This window comes from Duganella violaceipulchra, assembly GCF_019166075.1.
GTDB lineage: Bacteria > Pseudomonadota > Gammaproteobacteria > Burkholderiales > Burkholderiaceae_D > Rugamonas > Rugamonas violaceipulchra.
Map to the genome: position 1 here is coordinate 181,228 of NZ_JAHTGR010000006.1, position 16,819 is coordinate 198,046.

At 63.2% G+C, this 16,819-nt stretch carries 20 protein-coding genes and 1 pseudogene; 20 read left to right on the forward strand and 1 reads right to left on the reverse strand.

Annotated features, from left to right (window positions below; all coding sequences use genetic code 11):
* Positions 1-116 precede the first annotated feature (116 nt).
* From KVP70_RS34870 to KVP70_RS34260, 20 genes and pseudogenes are all read left to right on the forward strand, one after another.
* Positions 117-1,253 carry a RecT family recombinase gene (locus tag KVP70_RS34870; RefSeq protein ID WP_304515517.1) on the forward strand — a complete coding sequence of 379 codons (1,137 nt, stop codon included), beginning with the start codon at positions 117-119 and terminating at the stop codon, positions 1,251-1,253.
* Positions 1,250-2,020, forward strand: coding sequence for a lambda exonuclease family protein (locus KVP70_RS13520; protein ID WP_217942747.1), 771 nt, complete (start codon positions 1,250-1,252; stop codon positions 2,018-2,020). The genes KVP70_RS34870 and KVP70_RS13520 overlap by 4 nt, the downstream gene beginning before the upstream one ends.
* Complete coding sequence (locus KVP70_RS13525; protein ID WP_217942748.1) at positions 2,017-3,474, forward strand: hypothetical protein; 1,458 nt, start codon at positions 2,017-2,019, stop codon at positions 3,472-3,474. The genes KVP70_RS13520 and KVP70_RS13525 overlap by 4 nt, the downstream gene beginning before the upstream one ends.
* 24 nt (positions 3,475-3,498) lie before the next feature.
* Positions 3,499-4,224 carry a KTSC domain-containing protein gene (locus tag KVP70_RS13530; RefSeq protein WP_217942749.1) on the forward strand — a complete coding sequence of 242 codons (726 nt, stop codon included), beginning with the start codon at positions 3,499-3,501 and terminating at the stop codon, positions 4,222-4,224.
* The gene (locus KVP70_RS13535; RefSeq protein ID WP_217942750.1) at positions 4,221-4,904 is read left to right on the forward strand and encodes a hypothetical protein; all 684 of its coding nucleotides are present in this window, start codon (positions 4,221-4,223) and stop codon (positions 4,902-4,904) included. The genes KVP70_RS13530 and KVP70_RS13535 overlap by 4 nt, the downstream gene beginning before the upstream one ends.
* A 28-nt stretch (positions 4,905-4,932) precedes the next feature.
* Positions 4,933-5,394 (forward strand): recombination protein NinB, encoded by a 462-nt coding sequence (locus tag KVP70_RS13540; protein WP_217942751.1) that lies wholly within the window; start codon positions 4,933-4,935, stop codon positions 5,392-5,394.
* 17 nt (positions 5,395-5,411) lie between these two features.
* Positions 5,412-5,822, forward strand: a complete 411-nt coding sequence (locus tag KVP70_RS13545) for an Lcl C-terminal domain-containing protein (RefSeq protein WP_217942752.1) — start codon at positions 5,412-5,414, stop codon at positions 5,820-5,822.
* Positions 5,823-5,842: 20 nt separating this feature from the next.
* The gene (locus KVP70_RS13550) at positions 5,843-6,202 is read left to right on the forward strand and encodes a four helix bundle protein (protein ID WP_217942753.1); all 360 of its coding nucleotides are present in this window, start codon (positions 5,843-5,845) and stop codon (positions 6,200-6,202) included.
* A 250-nt stretch (positions 6,203-6,452) separates the two neighbouring features.
* Positions 6,453-7,613, forward strand: coding sequence for an RNA-directed DNA polymerase (locus KVP70_RS13555; RefSeq protein ID WP_229224795.1), 1,161 nt, complete (start codon positions 6,453-6,455; stop codon positions 7,611-7,613).
* Positions 7,606-8,487, forward strand: a pseudogene (locus KVP70_RS13560) (recombination-associated protein RdgC); the annotation flags it as partial. The gene KVP70_RS13555 and the pseudogene KVP70_RS13560, both read left to right, overlap by 8 nt.
* 63 nt (positions 8,488-8,550) lie before the next feature.
* Entirely contained in the window at positions 8,551-8,784 is a 234-nt protein-coding gene (locus tag KVP70_RS34255; RefSeq protein WP_229224822.1) for a DNA translocase FtsK, read from the forward strand.
* Entirely contained in the window at positions 8,781-9,155 is a 375-nt protein-coding gene (locus KVP70_RS13565) for a DUF2528 family protein (RefSeq protein ID WP_217942756.1), read from the forward strand. Before KVP70_RS34255 ends, KVP70_RS13565 begins: the two co-directional genes overlap by 4 nt.
* Positions 9,152-9,862, forward strand: coding sequence for an ASCH domain-containing protein (locus tag KVP70_RS13570; protein ID WP_217942757.1), 711 nt, complete (start codon positions 9,152-9,154; stop codon positions 9,860-9,862). Before KVP70_RS13565 ends, KVP70_RS13570 begins: the two co-directional genes overlap by 4 nt.
* 112 nt (positions 9,863-9,974) lie before the next feature.
* Positions 9,975-10,202 carry a hypothetical protein gene (locus tag KVP70_RS13575; protein ID WP_217942758.1) on the forward strand — a complete coding sequence of 76 codons (228 nt, stop codon included), beginning with the start codon at positions 9,975-9,977 and terminating at the stop codon, positions 10,200-10,202.
* A gap of 1 nt (position 10,203) precedes the next feature.
* Positions 10,204-11,931, forward strand: a complete 1,728-nt coding sequence (locus KVP70_RS13580) for a hypothetical protein (RefSeq protein WP_217942759.1) — start codon at positions 10,204-10,206, stop codon at positions 11,929-11,931.
* Entirely contained in the window at positions 11,928-12,245 is a 318-nt protein-coding gene (locus tag KVP70_RS13585; protein ID WP_217942760.1) for a hypothetical protein, read from the forward strand. The genes KVP70_RS13580 and KVP70_RS13585 overlap by 4 nt, the downstream gene beginning before the upstream one ends.
* Complete coding sequence (locus tag KVP70_RS13590) at positions 12,245-12,571, forward strand: DUF4031 domain-containing protein (protein ID WP_217942761.1); 327 nt, start codon at positions 12,245-12,247, stop codon at positions 12,569-12,571. The genes KVP70_RS13585 and KVP70_RS13590 overlap by 1 nt, the downstream gene beginning before the upstream one ends.
* Positions 12,568-12,825, forward strand: a complete 258-nt coding sequence (locus tag KVP70_RS13595) for an excisionase (protein WP_229224796.1) — start codon at positions 12,568-12,570, stop codon at positions 12,823-12,825. The genes KVP70_RS13590 and KVP70_RS13595 overlap by 4 nt, the downstream gene beginning before the upstream one ends.
* Positions 12,826-13,935, forward strand: a complete 1,110-nt coding sequence (locus KVP70_RS13600) for a tyrosine-type recombinase/integrase (RefSeq protein ID WP_217942762.1) — start codon at positions 12,826-12,828, stop codon at positions 13,933-13,935. It abuts the gene before it with no gap.
* Between the two features lie 348 nt (positions 13,936-14,283).
* Complete coding sequence (locus tag KVP70_RS34260; RefSeq protein ID WP_229224797.1) at positions 14,284-15,222, forward strand: EDSAP-1 family PEP-CTERM protein; 939 nt, start codon at positions 14,284-14,286, stop codon at positions 15,220-15,222.
* On the opposite strand, the gene KVP70_RS13610 is transcribed toward KVP70_RS34260, so the two are convergent.
* On the reverse strand, positions 15,167-16,804 hold the full coding sequence (locus tag KVP70_RS13610) for an ATP-binding protein (protein ID WP_217942763.1): 1,638 nt from the start codon (positions 16,802-16,804) through the stop codon (positions 15,167-15,169). The two genes, KVP70_RS34260 and KVP70_RS13610, sit on opposite strands and share 56 nt — an antisense overlap.
* Between the last annotated feature and the right edge of the window lie 15 nt (positions 16,805-16,819).

The following is a 16,819-nucleotide window of genomic DNA, read 5'->3' on the forward strand; positions in this document are numbered from 1 at the left end:
ATCGCCCAACTGGCCGGCGCCACGCTGCGCAACCTGCGTGCCGGCCACCGCCCGCAACACGCTTTACGACTTGCCCTGCTCGATGCAGAAATAACGAAGTTCCAACGGAGAATACGATGAATGCAGTCACCAAAGAATCGCAGTCCGCCATGCAGTTGGCGCCGCCGGCAGCCGATATGCCGATGGTCGCCACCAGCAGCGCGTCGCTGATCCTCGACGGCGCCAGCATGGACAGCATTATGCGTCTGGGCGACCACATGGCCAAGGCGCGCACGACCATACCAGACCACTTGAAAGGCAGTCCAGCCGACTGCGCCGCCATCGTCATGCAGGCAATGCAATGGCGCATGAATCCATACGCCGTGGCGCAGAAAACCCACCTGGTCAACGGCACGCTGGGCTACGAGGCGCAGCTGGTGAATGCTGCGATTCAAGCCAGCGGCGTCACACTCGATCGCTTCAATTACGAGTGGTATGGCCCATGGGAAAAGATCATCGGCAAAACCAAGGTCATGGACGCGCCAGCCAAGGGTAAATACGGCGACAAGGATTATAAAAAAGCCTACCAGTACCGTGTGCCCGACTACGACATGCGCGCCGAGGACGGCTGCGGCGTGCGCGTGTGGGCAACCCTGCGCGGCGAGACCGAGCCACGCTACCTGGAGTTGCTGCTGGTGCAGGCCAGCGTGCGCAACTCTCCGTTGTGGGCGACCGACCCGAAGCAGCAACTGGGATATCTGGCGGTCAAGCGCTGGAGTCGCCTGTATGCGCCGGACGTGATTCTGGGCGTCTACACCCCTGACGAGTTGGAAGAAGTCAACCGGGAAATCCGCGATATCACGCCGGCAGCCAAACAAATCGCCAGCGCCGCGCCAGCGCCAGAAGCATCAGATGAATTGATCAAGCAGGCAAAGATGGCCGCCTCCAAGGGCGTCGCCGCATACCAGAAATTCTGGACCGAGGCCGGCACGCCGAACCGCAAGGCCCTGGCCGCATTCCACGACGGATGGAAGGCTGACGCCAACGCCGCCGACCAAGCGCGCACCTTCGACGCCGAGCCAACCGCCGGCGCCGCCCGTCCACTGTCGGAGGACATGCAAGCGATCTTGGCGGACTTCAGCGCGCTGGCCGACGAAGGGCTGGACCTGTTCAATGATGCATGGGGCCGCCTGTCGCCGGCCACGCAGGATGGCCTGGCTGAGCACTACCCAACCCTGAAGGCGCGCGCCGAGGCCGCCGGAGCCGCCCAATGATCGTCCTGAACTGCGACCAGGGTTCAGCTGAATGGCACCAGGCCCGCGCCGGCGTGATCACCGCCAGCATGTTCGTGGTGGCCCGCTCGCGTACCGGCGGCCTGGACGAAAAGCAGCAGGCGTACGTCACGGCGATCCGGCAAGGCATGAGCGAGGGCTACGCACGTGAGATTGCCGGCTACCGCGCAACACCGAAGGCCGAGTGTATTCAGCGCGCCATCGAGGGGCTGCCGGTCGGCGATTTCTCGGAAGCAGCCAAGGCCTACGCATTCCGCCTGGCCATCGAGCGGATCAGTGGCATGCCCCTGGATGAGAGCTTCGAAACCTACGCCATGCGGCGCGGCCACGAACTGGAGCCAGCGGCGCGCCGGGAACACGAGATTGCCAGTGGTCACATGGTGGAGCGCGCCGGATTCGTCATCACCGAGGATCGACTGTTCGGCGCCAGCGCCGACGGGCTGGTCGGGCGCGACGGTGGCAGCGAATATAAGTGCCTGATCTCACCGGAGCGGCTGCAGCGGATATACATCGAGAACGACGCCAGCGAGTTCATGGACCAGGTGCAGGGCTGCATGTGGATCACCGGGCGCCGGTGGTGGGACTTCTGCCTGTACTGCCCCGCCCTGGAAATCATCGACAAGCACCTCTGGCTGCGCACCTTCCAGCGCGACGACGAGTACATCGACCAGATGGTCGAAGAACTGGCCGAGTTTGAAAAATTGGTTACCTACAACGAAACGCTCTTACGAATGAAGGAAGCAGCATGAACAACCATCCCGCAGAAAACGAAGCAGTCGGCGCCGTCGCAACCCAATCCGGCGTCGTACCGGCGACCAGCCAGCTGATCACCCTGGACCCGGCCAAGTACGTCGCCGAGGTCTTCAAGCCCTTCAACGAAAAGTTCGCCATCCTGAAGGCCGAGGCCGACACGATCACGCCGGACGCCAGCACCACGGCCGGCATGGAGATCGCGGTCAAGTACCGCGCCGCCTTCCGCGACGATGTGCGGGTAGCTGGCGAGAAGGCCCGTGTAGTCCGCAAGGCCCCGATTCTGGAAATCGGCAAGCTCCTGGACACCTCATACGCCGAGCTGAAAACCGCAGTCTTGCCGTACGAAGCCAAGTTCGACGCCGCCATCAAGGCCGAGGAGAAGCGCAAGGATGACCTGAAGAAGGCCGAAGTCGAGCGCCAGGAGCGCATCCGCCTGCGCATCGTCGCCATCCGCGAGCTGCCGCTGGAAGCCGTCGGCAAGTCCTCTGCCGACATAGCCGCCATGATCGCCGAATTAGAAACCGACGTGCCGGGCGAGTCGTTCGGCACCATGTTGGATGCAGCGCTGACGGCGCGCACCGAGGTGATGACCAAGTTGGCTGCCGCCCGCGCCGCCGCGCTGGGTAGCGAAGAAGAAGCGGCCCGCATCGCGGCCGAGCGCGCCGAGTTGGCCCAGTTGCGCGAAGCCGCCGCCGAACGTGCCCGCCTGACACAAGTGGAGGCCGACCGCGTCGCCGCCGAGCAGAAATCCGAAGCTGACCGTCTGGCCGCGCTGGCCGCCGAACAGGAAGCCGCAGCACTGCGGGAACGTGAGGCCGCAGCCGCAAAGCTGAAGGCTGAGGCTGACGCCCAGGCCGAGGCCAATCGTCTGGCGCAAGCTGAGATCGACCGCCAGCGCGCCGAACTGGCCACCCAGCAGGCCGCAGCCCAAGCCGAGCGCGAAGCCACTGAGCAGGCCCGCGTCGCTGCCGAGACGAAACGCCAGATGGAAGCGCAGCAGGCCACCATCACCGCCGAGCGCCAAGCCAACGAGCGCGCCGCCGGCCAGCAGCAGGCCGCCACCCGCGAAGCAGCGATTGCCGCGGCGAACGCGAGCGCCGCCAGCGCGGCAGCGGCGAACGTGGTTGCCGATGGCCAGGCCGCAGCGCTGGCCGATCATGGCCGCCTGGCTGACCTCGCCACTGATTTAGTGTCCGCCGGCCTGTTCGCTGATGTAGCCCCGGCTGATGACGTGGTCGATGCCGAGTACACGCCGCCCACGCTGCGCCTCGGCCAGATCAACGAGCGCATCGCTCCGCTGGCAATCAGCGCCGACGGCCTGCTGTCGCTCGGCTTCGCGCCAGCGGACACCGACAGGGCCGCCAAGTTGTATCACGACGCCGACTTCCCGCGCATCTGCGCTGCCATCCAACGCCACGTCGACACTGTCCGCGTCAAGTACGCCGCCTAATCCGCCCACCACCAGGAGATCACCATGAGCGCCACCCCATCCATCACCATGCAGCCGGTCAACAGTTCGCAGTTTGCGGCCTACGGCCACTCGCCAGAACTGAACCTGCTGGCCATCCAGTTCCACCCGAAGAAAACCGGCGTGGTGGACACCTACCACTACCAGAACGTCGACGCCGCGATGTTCGCCGAGTTCCAGGCTGCCGAATCGGCGGGCTCGTTCTTCATCCAGCGCATCAAGAAGTTTCCGGATCTGTTCCCGTTCGTGAAGTTGGATGCGGCGGCGCTGGCGGCGCCGGTAGCCGCCGCGCCCACACACCGCCCGTACCGCGACCAGCTCGCTGCATCGCTGTCCGGCCGCGAATATCCGTTCGGCCTGACGAAGGACGAGCAGGGCCAGGCCAAAGCGGCCGGCCTGCTGGTGATCTTCGGCGCCAGCGACGACCTGATGGAGTTCCGAGGAGCGACCAACAGCGAGTTCGATTGCTACGGCGGCGGCACCGCGCTGATCGACGCCAAGGGCGTGCTGCCGGAGCGCGAGAACATCGAGGAGGACGCAGAGCTCAAGGACTACTTCGCGCGCGAGCCGGCGACCCGCAAGGTCGAGGCGATGTGGGCGGCCGAGCCGGGCTACAGCTGGACCTACCATACCGACGTGCCGCATGCCACCTTCGAGATCATCGAGGACGGCACGCCGTACTGCCGTGGCATCGTGATCGACGTGGCCGACTTGGCGCCGGTGGCACCGTGAGCGCCGCCTGCACCGAAGAGCAGTTCCTGGGCGACGTCGCCAAGCACGAAATGATCGTGATCCGCGACGACGGTGTGGGCCGCCACGTCCGCTTCAAGGAGCCGGGCACGAGCAACCAGTACTTCGACCTGATCACCTGGCCCGGCCACCTCTGCTACACAGGCGACATGGGTACCTACGTGTTCGAGCGCACGGCGGACATGTTCGAGTTCTTCCGCAAGCCGCGCCGCGCTGATGGATCGCTGAGCATCAACCTGGGCTACTGGACCGAGAAGCTGATCGCTGTCGATGGCAATCGGGGTGGAGGCAAGGTCAAGCAGTTCGATGAGGCCAAGTTCAAGCGCGTCATCAATGATTACCGCATCGGCTGGATGCGCAGCGCGAAGGAAAGCGGCGCACTCGACAAGGCTGGGCGCCGTGAACTTTGGGAAGCGGTGGACGATGAGGTATTACGCATGCTGGAGGACGGCGGCGACCGCGCTCAATACGCTGCCTACGACTTCTGCCACGATCCGCGCAGCAACCCGAAGCGCCCGTATGGCTGGACGTTCACCGATCTGTTCGAGAACGACATGACCGAGTACACGCACAGCATCGTCTGGTGCTGCTACGCACTAGCCTGGGGCATCGAGAAGTACGACGCGGCCAAGCAGCCGGCGGCCGAGGCGGTGCCAGCATGACCGCGCACAGCACAGCGGGAGTACCGCCTTGACCCGCCAGAAGTTCGAGCAGCGCAAGTTGCTGCTGCGCGGCCAGGAGCAGGTTGATCGCGCAATCGCCCTGCTCCGCAACGTGCCGCTGGATGCTGAGCGCCCGCTGGAGTTGCTGGTGCGCGAGGAAGTGAAGGCGCGGAAGCTTGACCAGAATGCCCGTATGTGGGCTGGGCCGCTAAAGGACATCGCCGAGCAGTGCTGGAGCGACGAGCGCCAGTACAGCGCCGAAATCTGGCACGAGTACTTCAAGCAGCAGTTCCTGCCGGATGAATATGACCCGGAGCTGTGCAAGGACGAGAAGTACCGCAAGTGGGACTTCGACCCGGGCGGCCAGCCGGTGCTGATCGGCAGTTCGACCGACCTGACGGTCAAGGGCTTCGCCCAGTACATGGAACAGATTCACGCGTTTGGCGGCCAGATGGGCGTCGAATTTCACGAATCGCCGCCACGCGGCTAAATCACCAAGGAGAAGCAATGCAATCGAATACCGCAGAAATCGAATCGCTGATGGCGGCGAGCAAGCGCCAGTTTCTGGTAGAGAACCTGAAACCGGGCGAGACCTACTCCGGTCTGCTGCTGGGCGAGAACGGCGCACCAGATGAGCATGTCTTCCTGCTGCCGGGCGAGTTGCTGGATGCGGACTGGGACAAGTCGATGGCGTGGGCCGAGAAGAACGGCGGCGTACTGCCCACTCGTCGTCAGCAGAGCCTGCTGATCGCCAACCTGAAGTCGCACTTCAAGCCACGTTACTACTGGTCCTGCGAGCAGCACGCCGACTACCCGACTAACGCTTGGCTCCAGTACTTCTACGATGGCTACCAGAACTACCTCCGCAAGTCGTATGCCGGCGCCGCGCGCGCCGTCCGCAGATTGCCAATTCAGTAATTTAGTAATTTAAGGAACCCATGGCCCTCCACAAAGACCTGCCGATCTACAAGGCGACCTACGAGCTGATGCTCCTGGCGATGAATCTCATCAAGAACATGCGCCGAGATTTCAAAACGACGGTCGGCCAGAAGATCAACGCCGAATGCCTGGAGCTCTCCACCCTCGTCTATCGCGCAAACGTGGCGATCGACAAGGTGCCCTACCTGAACAAGCTCATCGAGCACGTCCAGGTAACGGAGTTGCTGTTCAGGCTGGCGACGGACCTGAAGCTGATCTCGCTTGCGCAGTATGCCGCGGCAATCGCGATCACCAGCAGCATCGGCCGGCAGGCCAATGGATGGCGTGGGAAGAAGCCCGCATCGTTGCCCGCTACCTGACCGCTACGGCATTCAGGTCTGTGCAATTTTAATCTGGTCGTACCGCTGGCTCACGAGGCCACCGCCACGCGCATCACAGGAACCGCCCGACGGTGTTCGGGAAGGCCTGGCGCAGTTACCCCGCTGATCGGCCGAGAGCCTTCTCCGGGGCGACGTAGATAGTACGAATTGACGCAGCACGCCGACTACCCGACTAACGCTTGGAACCAGAACTTCGACAATGGCAACCAGAACAACAACCACAAGTCGTATGCCGGCGCCGCGCGCGCCGTCCGCAGATCAACCCGATGCAGACTTCTCTTTTGAGGAGCTGGTAGTCGCGTACTTCGACTGCCGGCGCCACAAGCGCAATACCCCCAGCGCTCTCGTGTTCGAGCAGGACCTTGAGCGCAACCTGATCCAGCTGTACGACGAACTGATCGACGGCTCGTACAAGCCCGGCACCTCGGTCTGCTTTATCGTCACCCGCCCCAAGCCGCGCGAGGTCTGGGCTGCTGACTTCCCCGACCGTATCGTGCACCATGTGCTGTACAACCACGTGGCGCCGCGCTTCTACGCCTCATTCATTCCAGATACCTGCGCATGCATCCCGGGCCGTGGCACGCTGTACGCCGCCGGCCGCCTGGAGGCGAAAGTGCGCAGCATCAGCCAGAACTGGTCGAAGCCAGTCTGGTATCTGAAATGCGACCTCGCCAACTTCTTCGTCGCCATCGACAAGGCAGTGCTGCACGGCCAGCTGGCGGCGCGGATCACGGAGCCCTGGTGGCTGGCCTTGGCCGAAACCATTCTGTTCCATGACCCTCGTGAGAACTTCGAACTGCGCGGCGCGCCGGAGTTGCTGGCGCTGGTTCCGGCGCACAAGCGGCTGGCCAACCACCCGGCCCACCGCGGACTTCCCATCGGGAATTTGTCATCACAGTTCTTCGCGAACGTCTACCTCGATGCGCTGGACCAGCACGTGAAGCACCGCGTGCGCGCCCAGCACTACATCCGCTACGTGGATGACTTCGTGCTGCTGCACGAGTCGCCGCAGTGGCTGAACGCCGCGCTGACGGACATCAACACCTTCCTGCCCGGCGTGCTGCACGCGAACCTGAACCCGACCAAGACCATCTTGCAGCCGGTCGCGCGCGGGATCGACTTCGTCGGCCACGTCATCAAGCCATGGAACACGCGCACCCGGCGCCGCACCGTCCGCCAGGCCGTCAACCGCGTGCTTCGCATCGACGCCGACGAGGTGTTCGCATCCGCCAACAGCTACTTCGGCCTGCTCGGACAGTCGCTCAGCAGCCGCAGCGACCGGGCGGCGCTGGCGCGCGCAGTACTCCGGCGCGGCCACAGCGTCAACGGCGGCCTAACCAAAACCTATCGCCGCCCTTCCCCAACCCAACAAAAGGCTGACCATGTTTAAGAATCTTCAGATGTACCGCCTGCCCGGCTTCCTGACTTCGGCCGAGTCCCTCAACCGCATGCTGGCGCAGCAGGCCTTCGCGCCGGCCGGCAGCAACGAACTGCTGCGCGAGGGCTGGGAGCCGCCGCGCCCGGCCGGCGAGCTGGTCCACGTCATCAACGGCCAGTTCCTGCTGAAGCTCACGACCGAGTCCAAGGTGCTTCCGGCGGCCGTCATCAACCAGGTGACGAAGGCGCGCGCCGCCGAGATGGAAGAAGCGCAAGGCTTCGCGCCCGGCAAGAAGGCGATGAAGGAGTTGCGCGAGCGCGTCGCCGACGAACTGCTGCCGCGCGCATTCCCCAAGCGCGACAGCACTTGGGTCTGGATCGACCCGGTCAACGGATGGCTGGTGGTGGGCGCGGCCAGCCCGGCGAAGGCGGACCAGGTCATCAGGTTGCTGCTCAAGGCCGTCGACAAGTTCCCGGTCGAGAGCTTGCGCGTGCAGCGCTCACCGGTGGGCGTGATGACCGAGTGGCTGCAGGCGGACGATGCGCCAGCCGGCTTCACGGTCGACATGGACGCCACCCTGCAGGCGACCGGCGAGAGCAAGGCCCAGGTGCAGTGGAAGCGCCACACGCTCGAGGCGGACGAGTTGCGCCGCCACATCGCCGCCGGGAAGCAGTGCATCCGCCTGGCCATGACATGGGATAGCAAGATCAGCTTCGTGCTGGACCAGAGCCTGGCCGTCAAGTCGGTGAAGCTGTTGGATGTGCTGACGGAGAAAAACTACGCCAAGGACGACGCTGAGCGCTTCGATGGCGACTTCGCGCTGGTCAGCGGCGAGCTGGCCAAGCTGCTGGCGGACCTGGTCGAGGCGCTGGGCGGCGTGGCTGAGGGCGAGCCTCCGGTGACGCGGCCGGCGGCCGGCGACGAGCCGGTGCAGCCGCAGCGCGCAGTGATGCGGCTGGGTGGTATCCCGGATGGCGATGGCAGTGCCACCGACCCACTGTACCCGGCCGCCGTGGCGCTGGTGCGAGAGCAGGACCGCGCGTCGATATCGCTGGTGCAGCGCGTGCTGCGGATTACCTACAACCGGGCCTCCAGCCTGCTGCAGGCCATGGAAGCCGCCGACGTGGTCGGCAGCACGCAGGGCGTCTACGTGGTGGCGAACGTGGCCGGGGTGGCAGCATGATTACCTGGGCCCGATACACCCTTACCTTCGACGATACCTGTAGCGATGTCGTCGTCGACGTGCGCGCGCCTGAGAGCGACGAGATGATCGCCCTGTGCACGCTGATTAACGAGTTTTGGAGCGGCGCCGACGACCGGCTGGCGGAAGCAGACGACGATGTTGTGGTCGCTGTGCTCAACATGCTTTGCCGCCGGGCGCTGGCGGAAGAAATCTCCAGCGGCCTTGGCGCGGTGCACGAGTTCGCCGTGCAAGGTGTTGAAGGTTGGCCGCTGCTGGACGGATCGGACGGCATCAAGCTGGTGAGCGCCGACCGGATAGACTTCGATAACGAGGTCAGCATCCGGATGGAACTGATCGAGGTGGCGGCATGAAAGAGCGGCCAATTTTGTTCTCCTCGCCGATGGTCCGCGCACTGCTCGACGGCAGCAAGACGCAGACGCGGCGAATCGTCAAGCCAGACCCTGGGCCATACTGGAACCCTACCGTCGGGCTCTACAATCCTACCGTCATCAAAAACGGCGGGTATGAAGCGCCGGGCTCGGAGATTTTCGGCGCGTCGGATGAGATTCAGGGGCGTAAGTTCCCATACGGCCAGCCTGGCGATCGCCTATGGGTGCGTGAAAGCGGTATTCGCTCAATGCTCGCCGGCAGTGGTGACCAGCGTGGCCTGTTCCGACATGACGTGCCAGTCACACCGGAAACCGGCCAATACTGGGTTGAGCGCACCCGCGCACCCGGCGCCAGCTACAGTGTGGAAGGATGTTCGCGCGCCGCAGCGCTGCTTAGTGCAAGCGCAAAGGTGACGCCAAGCATTCACATGCCCCGCTGGGCCAGCCGCATCCTGCTGGAGATCATCAGCGTGCGCGCGGAGCGGCTGAATGACATCAGCGACATCGATGCAGTGGCCGAGGGAATTGGCCTGACACCGGTCGCCATCGGTATGAAGCTGACGTTCCCGCCGAGCGAGTCGATGGCGGTGAACGCCTACCGCCAGCTGTGGGAGCAGATCAACGGCGAGGGTAGTTGGGCGGACAACCCATGGGTCTGGTGCGTGGAATTTCGTCGGGTGACACCATGACCGACAACGACGAAGTACCGAACGCCGAGCGCAGCCCTGACGCGGCCCGCATCGCCCTCGCCCTGATCGTGATGTTCATTGTCGGCATGGTGGCCGGCATCTGGGCTGCGGCATGAGCGCCCGCGACCAGGTGCCGGTCGAGACGCCGCGCGACCTGGTCGAGCAGCACGACATGCGCATCCACCGCGCCAAGCAGAAATGCCGGCCTGTCTTGTACCGCGGCCTGAAGTACTTCATCGCCGGCTTCTGCTGGCACAAGGGTGACGAGGAAATGATCGTCTACCTGGAAGGCATCGCCGGGCCGGTTCGCCCATGCGACATAACTGTTTTGGAGAATTGAGATGCTGGATATTGAAAATTTGGAAGTGCACGCAAAAGCTGCGACGCCAGGCCCCTGGTACACCCGGCAGATCACCGACGACGACCTGTACGCGCGCGGCCTGTCGATCCACGCCGACGGCGCGAAGGACCCGATCTCCGACGAGGACCATGCGCCAAGCAGCAAGGACGCCAACTACATCGCCGCCGCCAACCCTGCCGCTGTGCTGGAGCTGATCGCTACCGTACGCAGCCAGGCGATGGAAGTGCATGCGGTGCGCCGCGCTGCCACTGTGGCGACGACCAGCCCGATGTGCGAGCGCAAGACCGACGACATCATGCAGCGCGATGGCTATGCGAAGACGGGCTACGTCATGATGACGGACGATCCGGCGGCGCGTATCTGTGTGTCGGACATGGGCGCAGTTGCCTGGTTCACGCGCGACGAATGGAATTGGCTGATGCACAACCGCGATCACGTCGAGTTCGCGTGGCCGAAGCCGGTTGGTGTGCCAGCAGTACCTGCTGCGGCAGTGGTGACGGTGGATATGTCAGCGCTCGATAAAACGTACTACGCAGGCGATTTATCTCCAGAGATAGTCGTAGTTATCCTGCATGATGCAAAAGCACACACCGCACAAGTAGTGGCGACGGCAGTTCAGCAAGCTTACGCAAACGGCATCACTGCCGGGCGCAATTTGGAAGTGGCTGATCGCGCAGCCGCCCCACAGCAGCATGCGCAAGCTGCACCGTCCTTCGACACTATCGAGGACGCCTTCCCCAAGGGCGGGAAAGTTCATGATGACGGGCAGATCACTGTCAACGCAGCATGGCTGCATCAGTTTGCGCGGAATCTCGCTGGTATCAAGGAACAGGCGAAAGCGGCGCTGATCGCTATAGAAGACCCGATAATCGTGCCTCGCGGTCTAATTGGCGCTGCTTGCTCGTCCATCGACAGGAAGAGAGACGCACCCAAGGTGCTGGCTGAACTGCGCCGTTACACGATGGGCGATTTATCCAGCCGCCAGCAGCCAGCCTCAGCACCGAGCGCGCCAGCTATAGGGCATCGGTCAGATGGATCGAAGTCCGGTGACGACTACCATATCGAGCAGTTTGCTAAGGCTATGAGCGAGAAGATGTTATCCAGCCGCGCAAAGGGCCGCAGTGGATGGGATGACCCGGAGCAATGCAGCATCGAAAACTTGGCGGCTATGCTTTGCCAACATGTGATGAAGGGTGATCCTGTAGACATCGCCAATTTCTGCATGATGCTGCACCAGCGCGATCCTGAAGGCGAAGATGCTTACGCGGCAATCACGCAAGCATCACTTGAACTACTTGCTGCTGTGTCAGCAGCACAGGTGGCGGCGGAAGACGCCGAGCCAACAGCGCTTGAGCAGAAGTTGACCGAGCGGATCAACTGGACTGTGACACAGTGGGCTGAGCATGTGGGCGCACGGGAGAACGACAGAGGGGAAATCACTTTCGGAACGATCATGGCGCTGAGAGCGATGATGATTCAATTCCAGTCGGTCACTCAATTTGCCTTTGAAAAACGCATTGCGTTGTACCCATCGCCAGCACAGCCAGCGCCAGGAGCCGATGCCGCTCAGGGAGATTCGGAGTTGGTGCAGGCCTTGCGCCGAATCGCATTGAACGTGAGCGGCGACACGCCGGCGCAGGTGATCGCGGGCGAGGCGCTGGATGCGCTAAAAAGCTCGCAGGGCAAGACTGGGGGGGGTGCAGCATGAGCGCCGGCACGCCGCGCGTCGACGCGTGCATCGAGGCAGTCTCGATGCGGTTCCCGAGCTTGACGTCGACCACGTACTTCCAGGAAGTGCACCAGTACATCACGCCCTTGGCGCGTCAGATGGAACGGGAGGTCGCCGATTTGCTTGAAGCGAAGCAAGTCATCTGCGCATGGTCGCCAGACGCCAATATTGAAAGCACCTGGGCAAGCTCCTGCGGTGAACTGTGGTCTTTCATTGATGGCGACCCAAAAGAAAACCGGGTCAGCTTTTGCCATCACTGCGGCAAGCGGGTTGAACTGAAAGGTGGTGCGTAATGGCTATCTACGTTGACAACCTGGAGCCATGGGGCTGGGTACTGCGCGGACGGAAGGTAGATAGCTGCCACATGTTCACGGATCAGGTCGACCTGTTCGATCTCCACGCCATGGCCGCCGCGATAGGCATGCGCCGATCTTGGTTTCAGGATAAGCGCGCGGCGCCGCACTACGACCTCGTCGCCAGCCGCCGCGCTGACGCCATAGCGCGCGGTGCAGTGCCACTCGACCGCGCAGCATCAGCTGCGATCTGGAAAGCGCGCCGGGATCTTCTCGCAGCGAGCGATGCGCCTGGCCAGGTGCCGGTGCGGGAGACGCCACCATGATGTACAGCAAAGAAGAACAGCGGCGGCTTGCCGAATTGATGCTTGAACTGGAGCGTCAGCCAGTCGCCCAGGCACGCACCGGAATCAAGCCGCGCTTCATCACTCTGCAGGAATGGGCTGCTACGACCTTCTCGAAGGTGCCGCACAACAATACGCTGCTGCGCTGGGTTCACGAAGGGCGGATCCATCCGCAGCCGGAGAAAATTGGCCGCATCTGGCGCGTGAAGCCGGCGGCCGTCTACAAGGCAGACTAAATGGGGCGTACCAGACTGGCCAAGAATCGGGGGTTTCCCCCGAATCTCTATCAGAACACGGCCGGATATTTCTATTTCATGAATCCAGAAAGCCGCAAGGTGAAAGGGCTCGGAAAGGAAAAGTCACGCGCGTTCGCTGAAGCCAGGTCAGCAAATGCGGCACTGGCGGCAAAGAAGCCATCCTCGCTCGTTGACTGGGTGCTGGGGAAGACCGACTATAAACTGGTCGAATGGCTGCCACTGTATAAGGATTTATGGCTGTCGCAGTCGAAGCTGCCGCCGGCCGACAATACCCTGCGCAGCTGTACCATGTACCTGAAGCGGATCACTGAGGCGCCTTTCGCCTGGATGCGGATATCCGAGGTGACAACCGCGCATCTGGCGCCATACCTGATCGAGATCGAGCAGAGTGTTGGCGCTGCCACCGCGATGAACCTGCGCGCGCGCCTGAGTGACGTGTTTCGGATGGCGGAGACGCAAGGGCTGATCGAGCAAGGCAGGAACCCGGTCACCGCCACATACACGCCGAGCCGAGTGGTGAAGCGCGAGCGGCTAAGCCTGGAGCAGTTCCTCCTGATACGAGACCTCGGGCCTATCTGGCTGCGGCGCGCGATGAACCTCGCCCTACTCTCTGGCCAGCGCCGCGATGATATCGCTGAAATGAAAACCGCCGACAAGCGGGATGGCTTCCTGCACGTGATCCAGGGAAAGGGCCAAGGTCGGGTGCGGCTGGCGCTTGACCTGTCGATTCGGATAGACGCGTTGGGCATCTCGCTCGACGATGCGGTCAAGGACTGTCGGGACAATATCCTGAGCCGATACCTCGTGCACCACACGCGTCACGTAGCAAAGGCTAAGCCCGGCGATCGCATCAACAGCAACAGCCTGTCGAACGCGTTCACCGCGGCGCGCGTCGCCGCTGGCATTGTTCCTGAAGAGGGTCGGAGTGCGCCAACGTTCCACGAAATACGGAGTTTGGCTGAACGGCTTTATCGTGAGCAATACGGGAAGGATTTCGCGCAGGCAATTCTTGGGCATAAATCAGCGAGCATGACGGAGAGATACGACGACCTGCGAGGACAGGGATGGCAGAAAGTAAGTGCGAAATGATTTTCGTAAAATATTCAACGAATATCATAAATGCAAGCAGAAAGCCTTTAGGTAAAGCCTCTACGCCGTATCGTGTGCTGAGCTGTACTTAGCACGGATAAGGCCCTTAATGCATGGATTTGATTAACCGGGCATTTTACCACTAGCTGGGCATGGCAGGGCGAATCGCCGTTCTACGGCGACGCCCCCAGGCCGTCCATCTCATCAGATTGTCACATTTATTGCGATCACCGACACATTTGACATCAATCAAAGAGCACATTTCTTGGCGTCTTAGCATCACTTCTCCACGCGTGCCCGCGGATATCCCACGGCATGCCCCACGCCAAAAATCGTAAGGGGACGTTAATGAAAAAAGCAGTCATCGCCATGGCGGCCGCAGCCGCCGGCCTCGCCAGCACCGCCGCGCACGCCGACACTTTTGCCCGCGCGGCCAACGAAATCACCAACCTGGTCGTCACCTCCAGCCACGGCGCCACCGCCGGCCTGTCCGTCAATAGCTCCTTCGCCAGCGCGTGTTTGCCCAACGGCAATTGCACATCGAAGGGCGGTGCCGGCGTGACCGACAGCGCGCCGGCCAAACTGGGCTGGGCCGGCTACGTCAACAACAGCTATGACAGCAACGCGGCGTCCGGCACGTCGTACGCGGTGGCCGACGCCTCCATCGACCAGTTGCAATTGAGCGGCGCGCCCTACACCCGTGCGCGCAGCTTCACCGAAGGCAATCTGGTTGGCGCCGGCACGCTCAACGCGGTCGCCGGCAACTCGTCGGCCACGCTGCTGACCACCACCGTCGTCGCCGGCGCCGGCGACAAGCTGAGCTTCCACTTCGACGCCCTGCCTTATATCCAGGTCTACCTGACCGACAAGGCGATCGCACCTTCGCAAGCGCAGGGATCGATCGGCCTGAACTTCAACTTGATCGACAATTCCGGCAAGATCGTCTTCAACTGGGCGCCGGACGGCATCGCCGGCGACATCCAGGGCGGCACCGAGACGGCGGACCCCTATACCCTCAATACTTCGCTGACCGCGTTGAACGGCAACGGCGGCCCGTTGACCTTCGCACCGACCAGCTGCACCGTCGGCGGCGCGGGCTGCTTCAGCGCCAGCACCAACGCACTGGCGGCCGGCGTCTACACGCTGAACCTGGCGATGCATGAAAACATCGCGGTGCAGTCGGCCGTGCCCGAGGCCGACACCTACGCCATGCTGCTGGCCGGCCTGGGCATCATGGGCGTGGTAGCACGCCGGCGCGGAAGGTGCTCACCGGCAGTGTCACCGTGAAGCAAGTGCCCTTGCCCGGCTCGCTGTGCGCGGCGATCCGCCCACCCAGCACGCCGTGCACCGTGTTGTAGACGATATTGAGGCCCAGGCCGGAACCACCCTTGCCCAGTTTGGTGGTGTAGAACGGGTCGTAGATGCGGCCCAGCCGGTCGGGGGCGATGCCCTGGCCGTTGTCGCGCACCTCCAGTTCTATCCAGTCCGCATCCAGCGCGCGGGCGTTGACGGCAATGGCGCCGCCTTCGACGCCGTCGAAGCCGTGGATCACGGCGTTGTTGACCAGGTTGGTGACAACCTGTCCCAAGGGACCGGGATAGCTGTGCATCACGATGCCCGGCGCGATGTCATGCGTGATCGCCACCCCGCTTTTCTTCAGCGTCGGCCACAGCGTCAGCATGATTTCGGCGATCACCTCGTCCAGCACGAAGCGTCGCCCCTGGGAACTTTCGCGGTCGACCGCCACCTGTTTGAAGCTGGCCACCAGGTCGTCGGCCCTGGTCAGGTTGCGCAGCAGGATTTCACCGGCATGCTTGACCTCGGCCAGATGCGCATCGAGCGCGGACTTGCGCAAACCCTGGGCGCTGGCCTCCTCGAAACTGCGGGCATGGTCGAGCAGCGAACTGGCCGCCAGCACGCCGTTGCCGATCGGCGTGTTGAGCTCATGGGCCACGCCAGCCACCAGCGCGCCGAGCGCGGCCAGCTTTTCGCTGCGCACCAGGTCTTCCTGGGTCTGCTGCAGCGAGACGATCGATTGCTCCAGTTCGGCGTTGGCGTCCTGCAGCGCGTGGCTGCGTTCCTCGAGCCGGTCGCGCATCACCTTCATCGCGAACAGCAGACTGCCGCGGTCGCGCGGGGCGATCGTAATCTCCAGCTCCAGCCGGCCGGCGGCGATCTGGCGCGCGATCGCGGTCGCGTAGTCCGGTTCGCCGCCGAGCTGGCGCAGCAGAGTGCGTGTGATGTAGCAGGTGATACTCACGCTGAGCAGCGCCGCGAACGCCGTCAGGCCCAGCATCACCGTCCGCGCGCGGTGGTAGGAATCACGGATGGCGCTGCTGGCCTGCTCCATCATCGCGCTCTCGTTTTGCAGCAGCTGGCCCAGCACGCGGAAATAGTCGCTCTGGTACGGATTCAGGTCGACCAGCAGCAGGTTCTTGGCCTCGCCGCGGCGGCCCTCGGCCAGCAGGGAGATGAATTCCTCCTGGTTGACGATGTAGGCCGAGCGGATGATGTCGATCTGCTGCAGGATTTCCCTGCCGCGCGGGTCCTGCACGCGCCGGTTGAGTTGATCCAGCAGCCCCGCCATCTTGCGCTTGGCGCTGACGATGTCGTCCAGCTGGGCCTTGACCTGCTCCGGCTCGGTCATGATCAGCGTGTTGCGCATGGCGCGGGCGATCGCGCCCAGCTCGCCGATGACTTCATTGACCATCAGCGTATTCGGATATTTCTCCAGCAGCGCTTCGTCCGTGGTCCGGCTCAGCGCGCCCAACCTGGCGACGCCGACCAGTGTCATCGCGATCAGCAGCAGAATGACGAAGCCGTAGCCGAGCGCCAGCCGCTGGCCTATTCTCAGGTGTGGATAGCGCATATCGATATCCGCCCT

Coding starts and splice junctions, on each gene's coding strand:
- KVP70_RS13545 (WP_217942752.1), top strand. CDS start 5,412: ATGCAATCGAATACCGCAGAAATCGAATCGCTGATGGCGGCGAGCAAG.
- KVP70_RS13590 (WP_217942761.1), top strand. CDS start 12,245: ATGGCTATCTACGTTGACAACCTGGAGCCATGGGGCTGGGTACTGCGC.
- KVP70_RS13610 (WP_217942763.1), bottom strand. CDS start 16,804: ATGCGCTATCCACACCTGAGAATAGGCCAGCGGCTGGCGCTCGGCTAC.
- KVP70_RS13565 (WP_217942756.1), top strand. CDS start 8,781: ATGATTACCTGGGCCCGATACACCCTTACCTTCGACGATACCTGTAGC.
- KVP70_RS34260 (WP_229224797.1), top strand. CDS start 14,284: ATGAAAAAAGCAGTCATCGCCATGGCGGCCGCAGCCGCCGGCCTCGCC.
- KVP70_RS34870 (WP_304515517.1), top strand. CDS start 117: ATGAATGCAGTCACCAAAGAATCGCAGTCCGCCATGCAGTTGGCGCCG.
- KVP70_RS13575 (WP_217942758.1), top strand. CDS start 9,975: ATGAGCGCCCGCGACCAGGTGCCGGTCGAGACGCCGCGCGACCTGGTC.
- KVP70_RS13520 (WP_217942747.1), top strand. CDS start 1,250: ATGATCGTCCTGAACTGCGACCAGGGTTCAGCTGAATGGCACCAGGCC.
- KVP70_RS13570 (WP_217942757.1), top strand. CDS start 9,152: ATGAAAGAGCGGCCAATTTTGTTCTCCTCGCCGATGGTCCGCGCACTG.
- KVP70_RS13600 (WP_217942762.1), top strand. CDS start 12,826: ATGGGGCGTACCAGACTGGCCAAGAATCGGGGGTTTCCCCCGAATCTC.
- KVP70_RS13595 (WP_229224796.1), top strand. CDS start 12,568: ATGATGTACAGCAAAGAAGAACAGCGGCGGCTTGCCGAATTGATGCTT.
- KVP70_RS13550 (WP_217942753.1), top strand. CDS start 5,843: ATGGCCCTCCACAAAGACCTGCCGATCTACAAGGCGACCTACGAGCTG.
- KVP70_RS13525 (WP_217942748.1), top strand. CDS start 2,017: ATGAACAACCATCCCGCAGAAAACGAAGCAGTCGGCGCCGTCGCAACC.
- KVP70_RS13580 (WP_217942759.1), top strand. CDS start 10,204: ATGCTGGATATTGAAAATTTGGAAGTGCACGCAAAAGCTGCGACGCCA.
- KVP70_RS13530 (WP_217942749.1), top strand. CDS start 3,499: ATGAGCGCCACCCCATCCATCACCATGCAGCCGGTCAACAGTTCGCAG.
- KVP70_RS34255 (WP_229224822.1), top strand. CDS start 8,551: ATGCGGCTGGGTGGTATCCCGGATGGCGATGGCAGTGCCACCGACCCA.
- KVP70_RS13585 (WP_217942760.1), top strand. CDS start 11,928: ATGAGCGCCGGCACGCCGCGCGTCGACGCGTGCATCGAGGCAGTCTCG.
- KVP70_RS13555 (WP_229224795.1), top strand. CDS start 6,453: ATGCCGGCGCCGCGCGCGCCGTCCGCAGATCAACCCGATGCAGACTTC.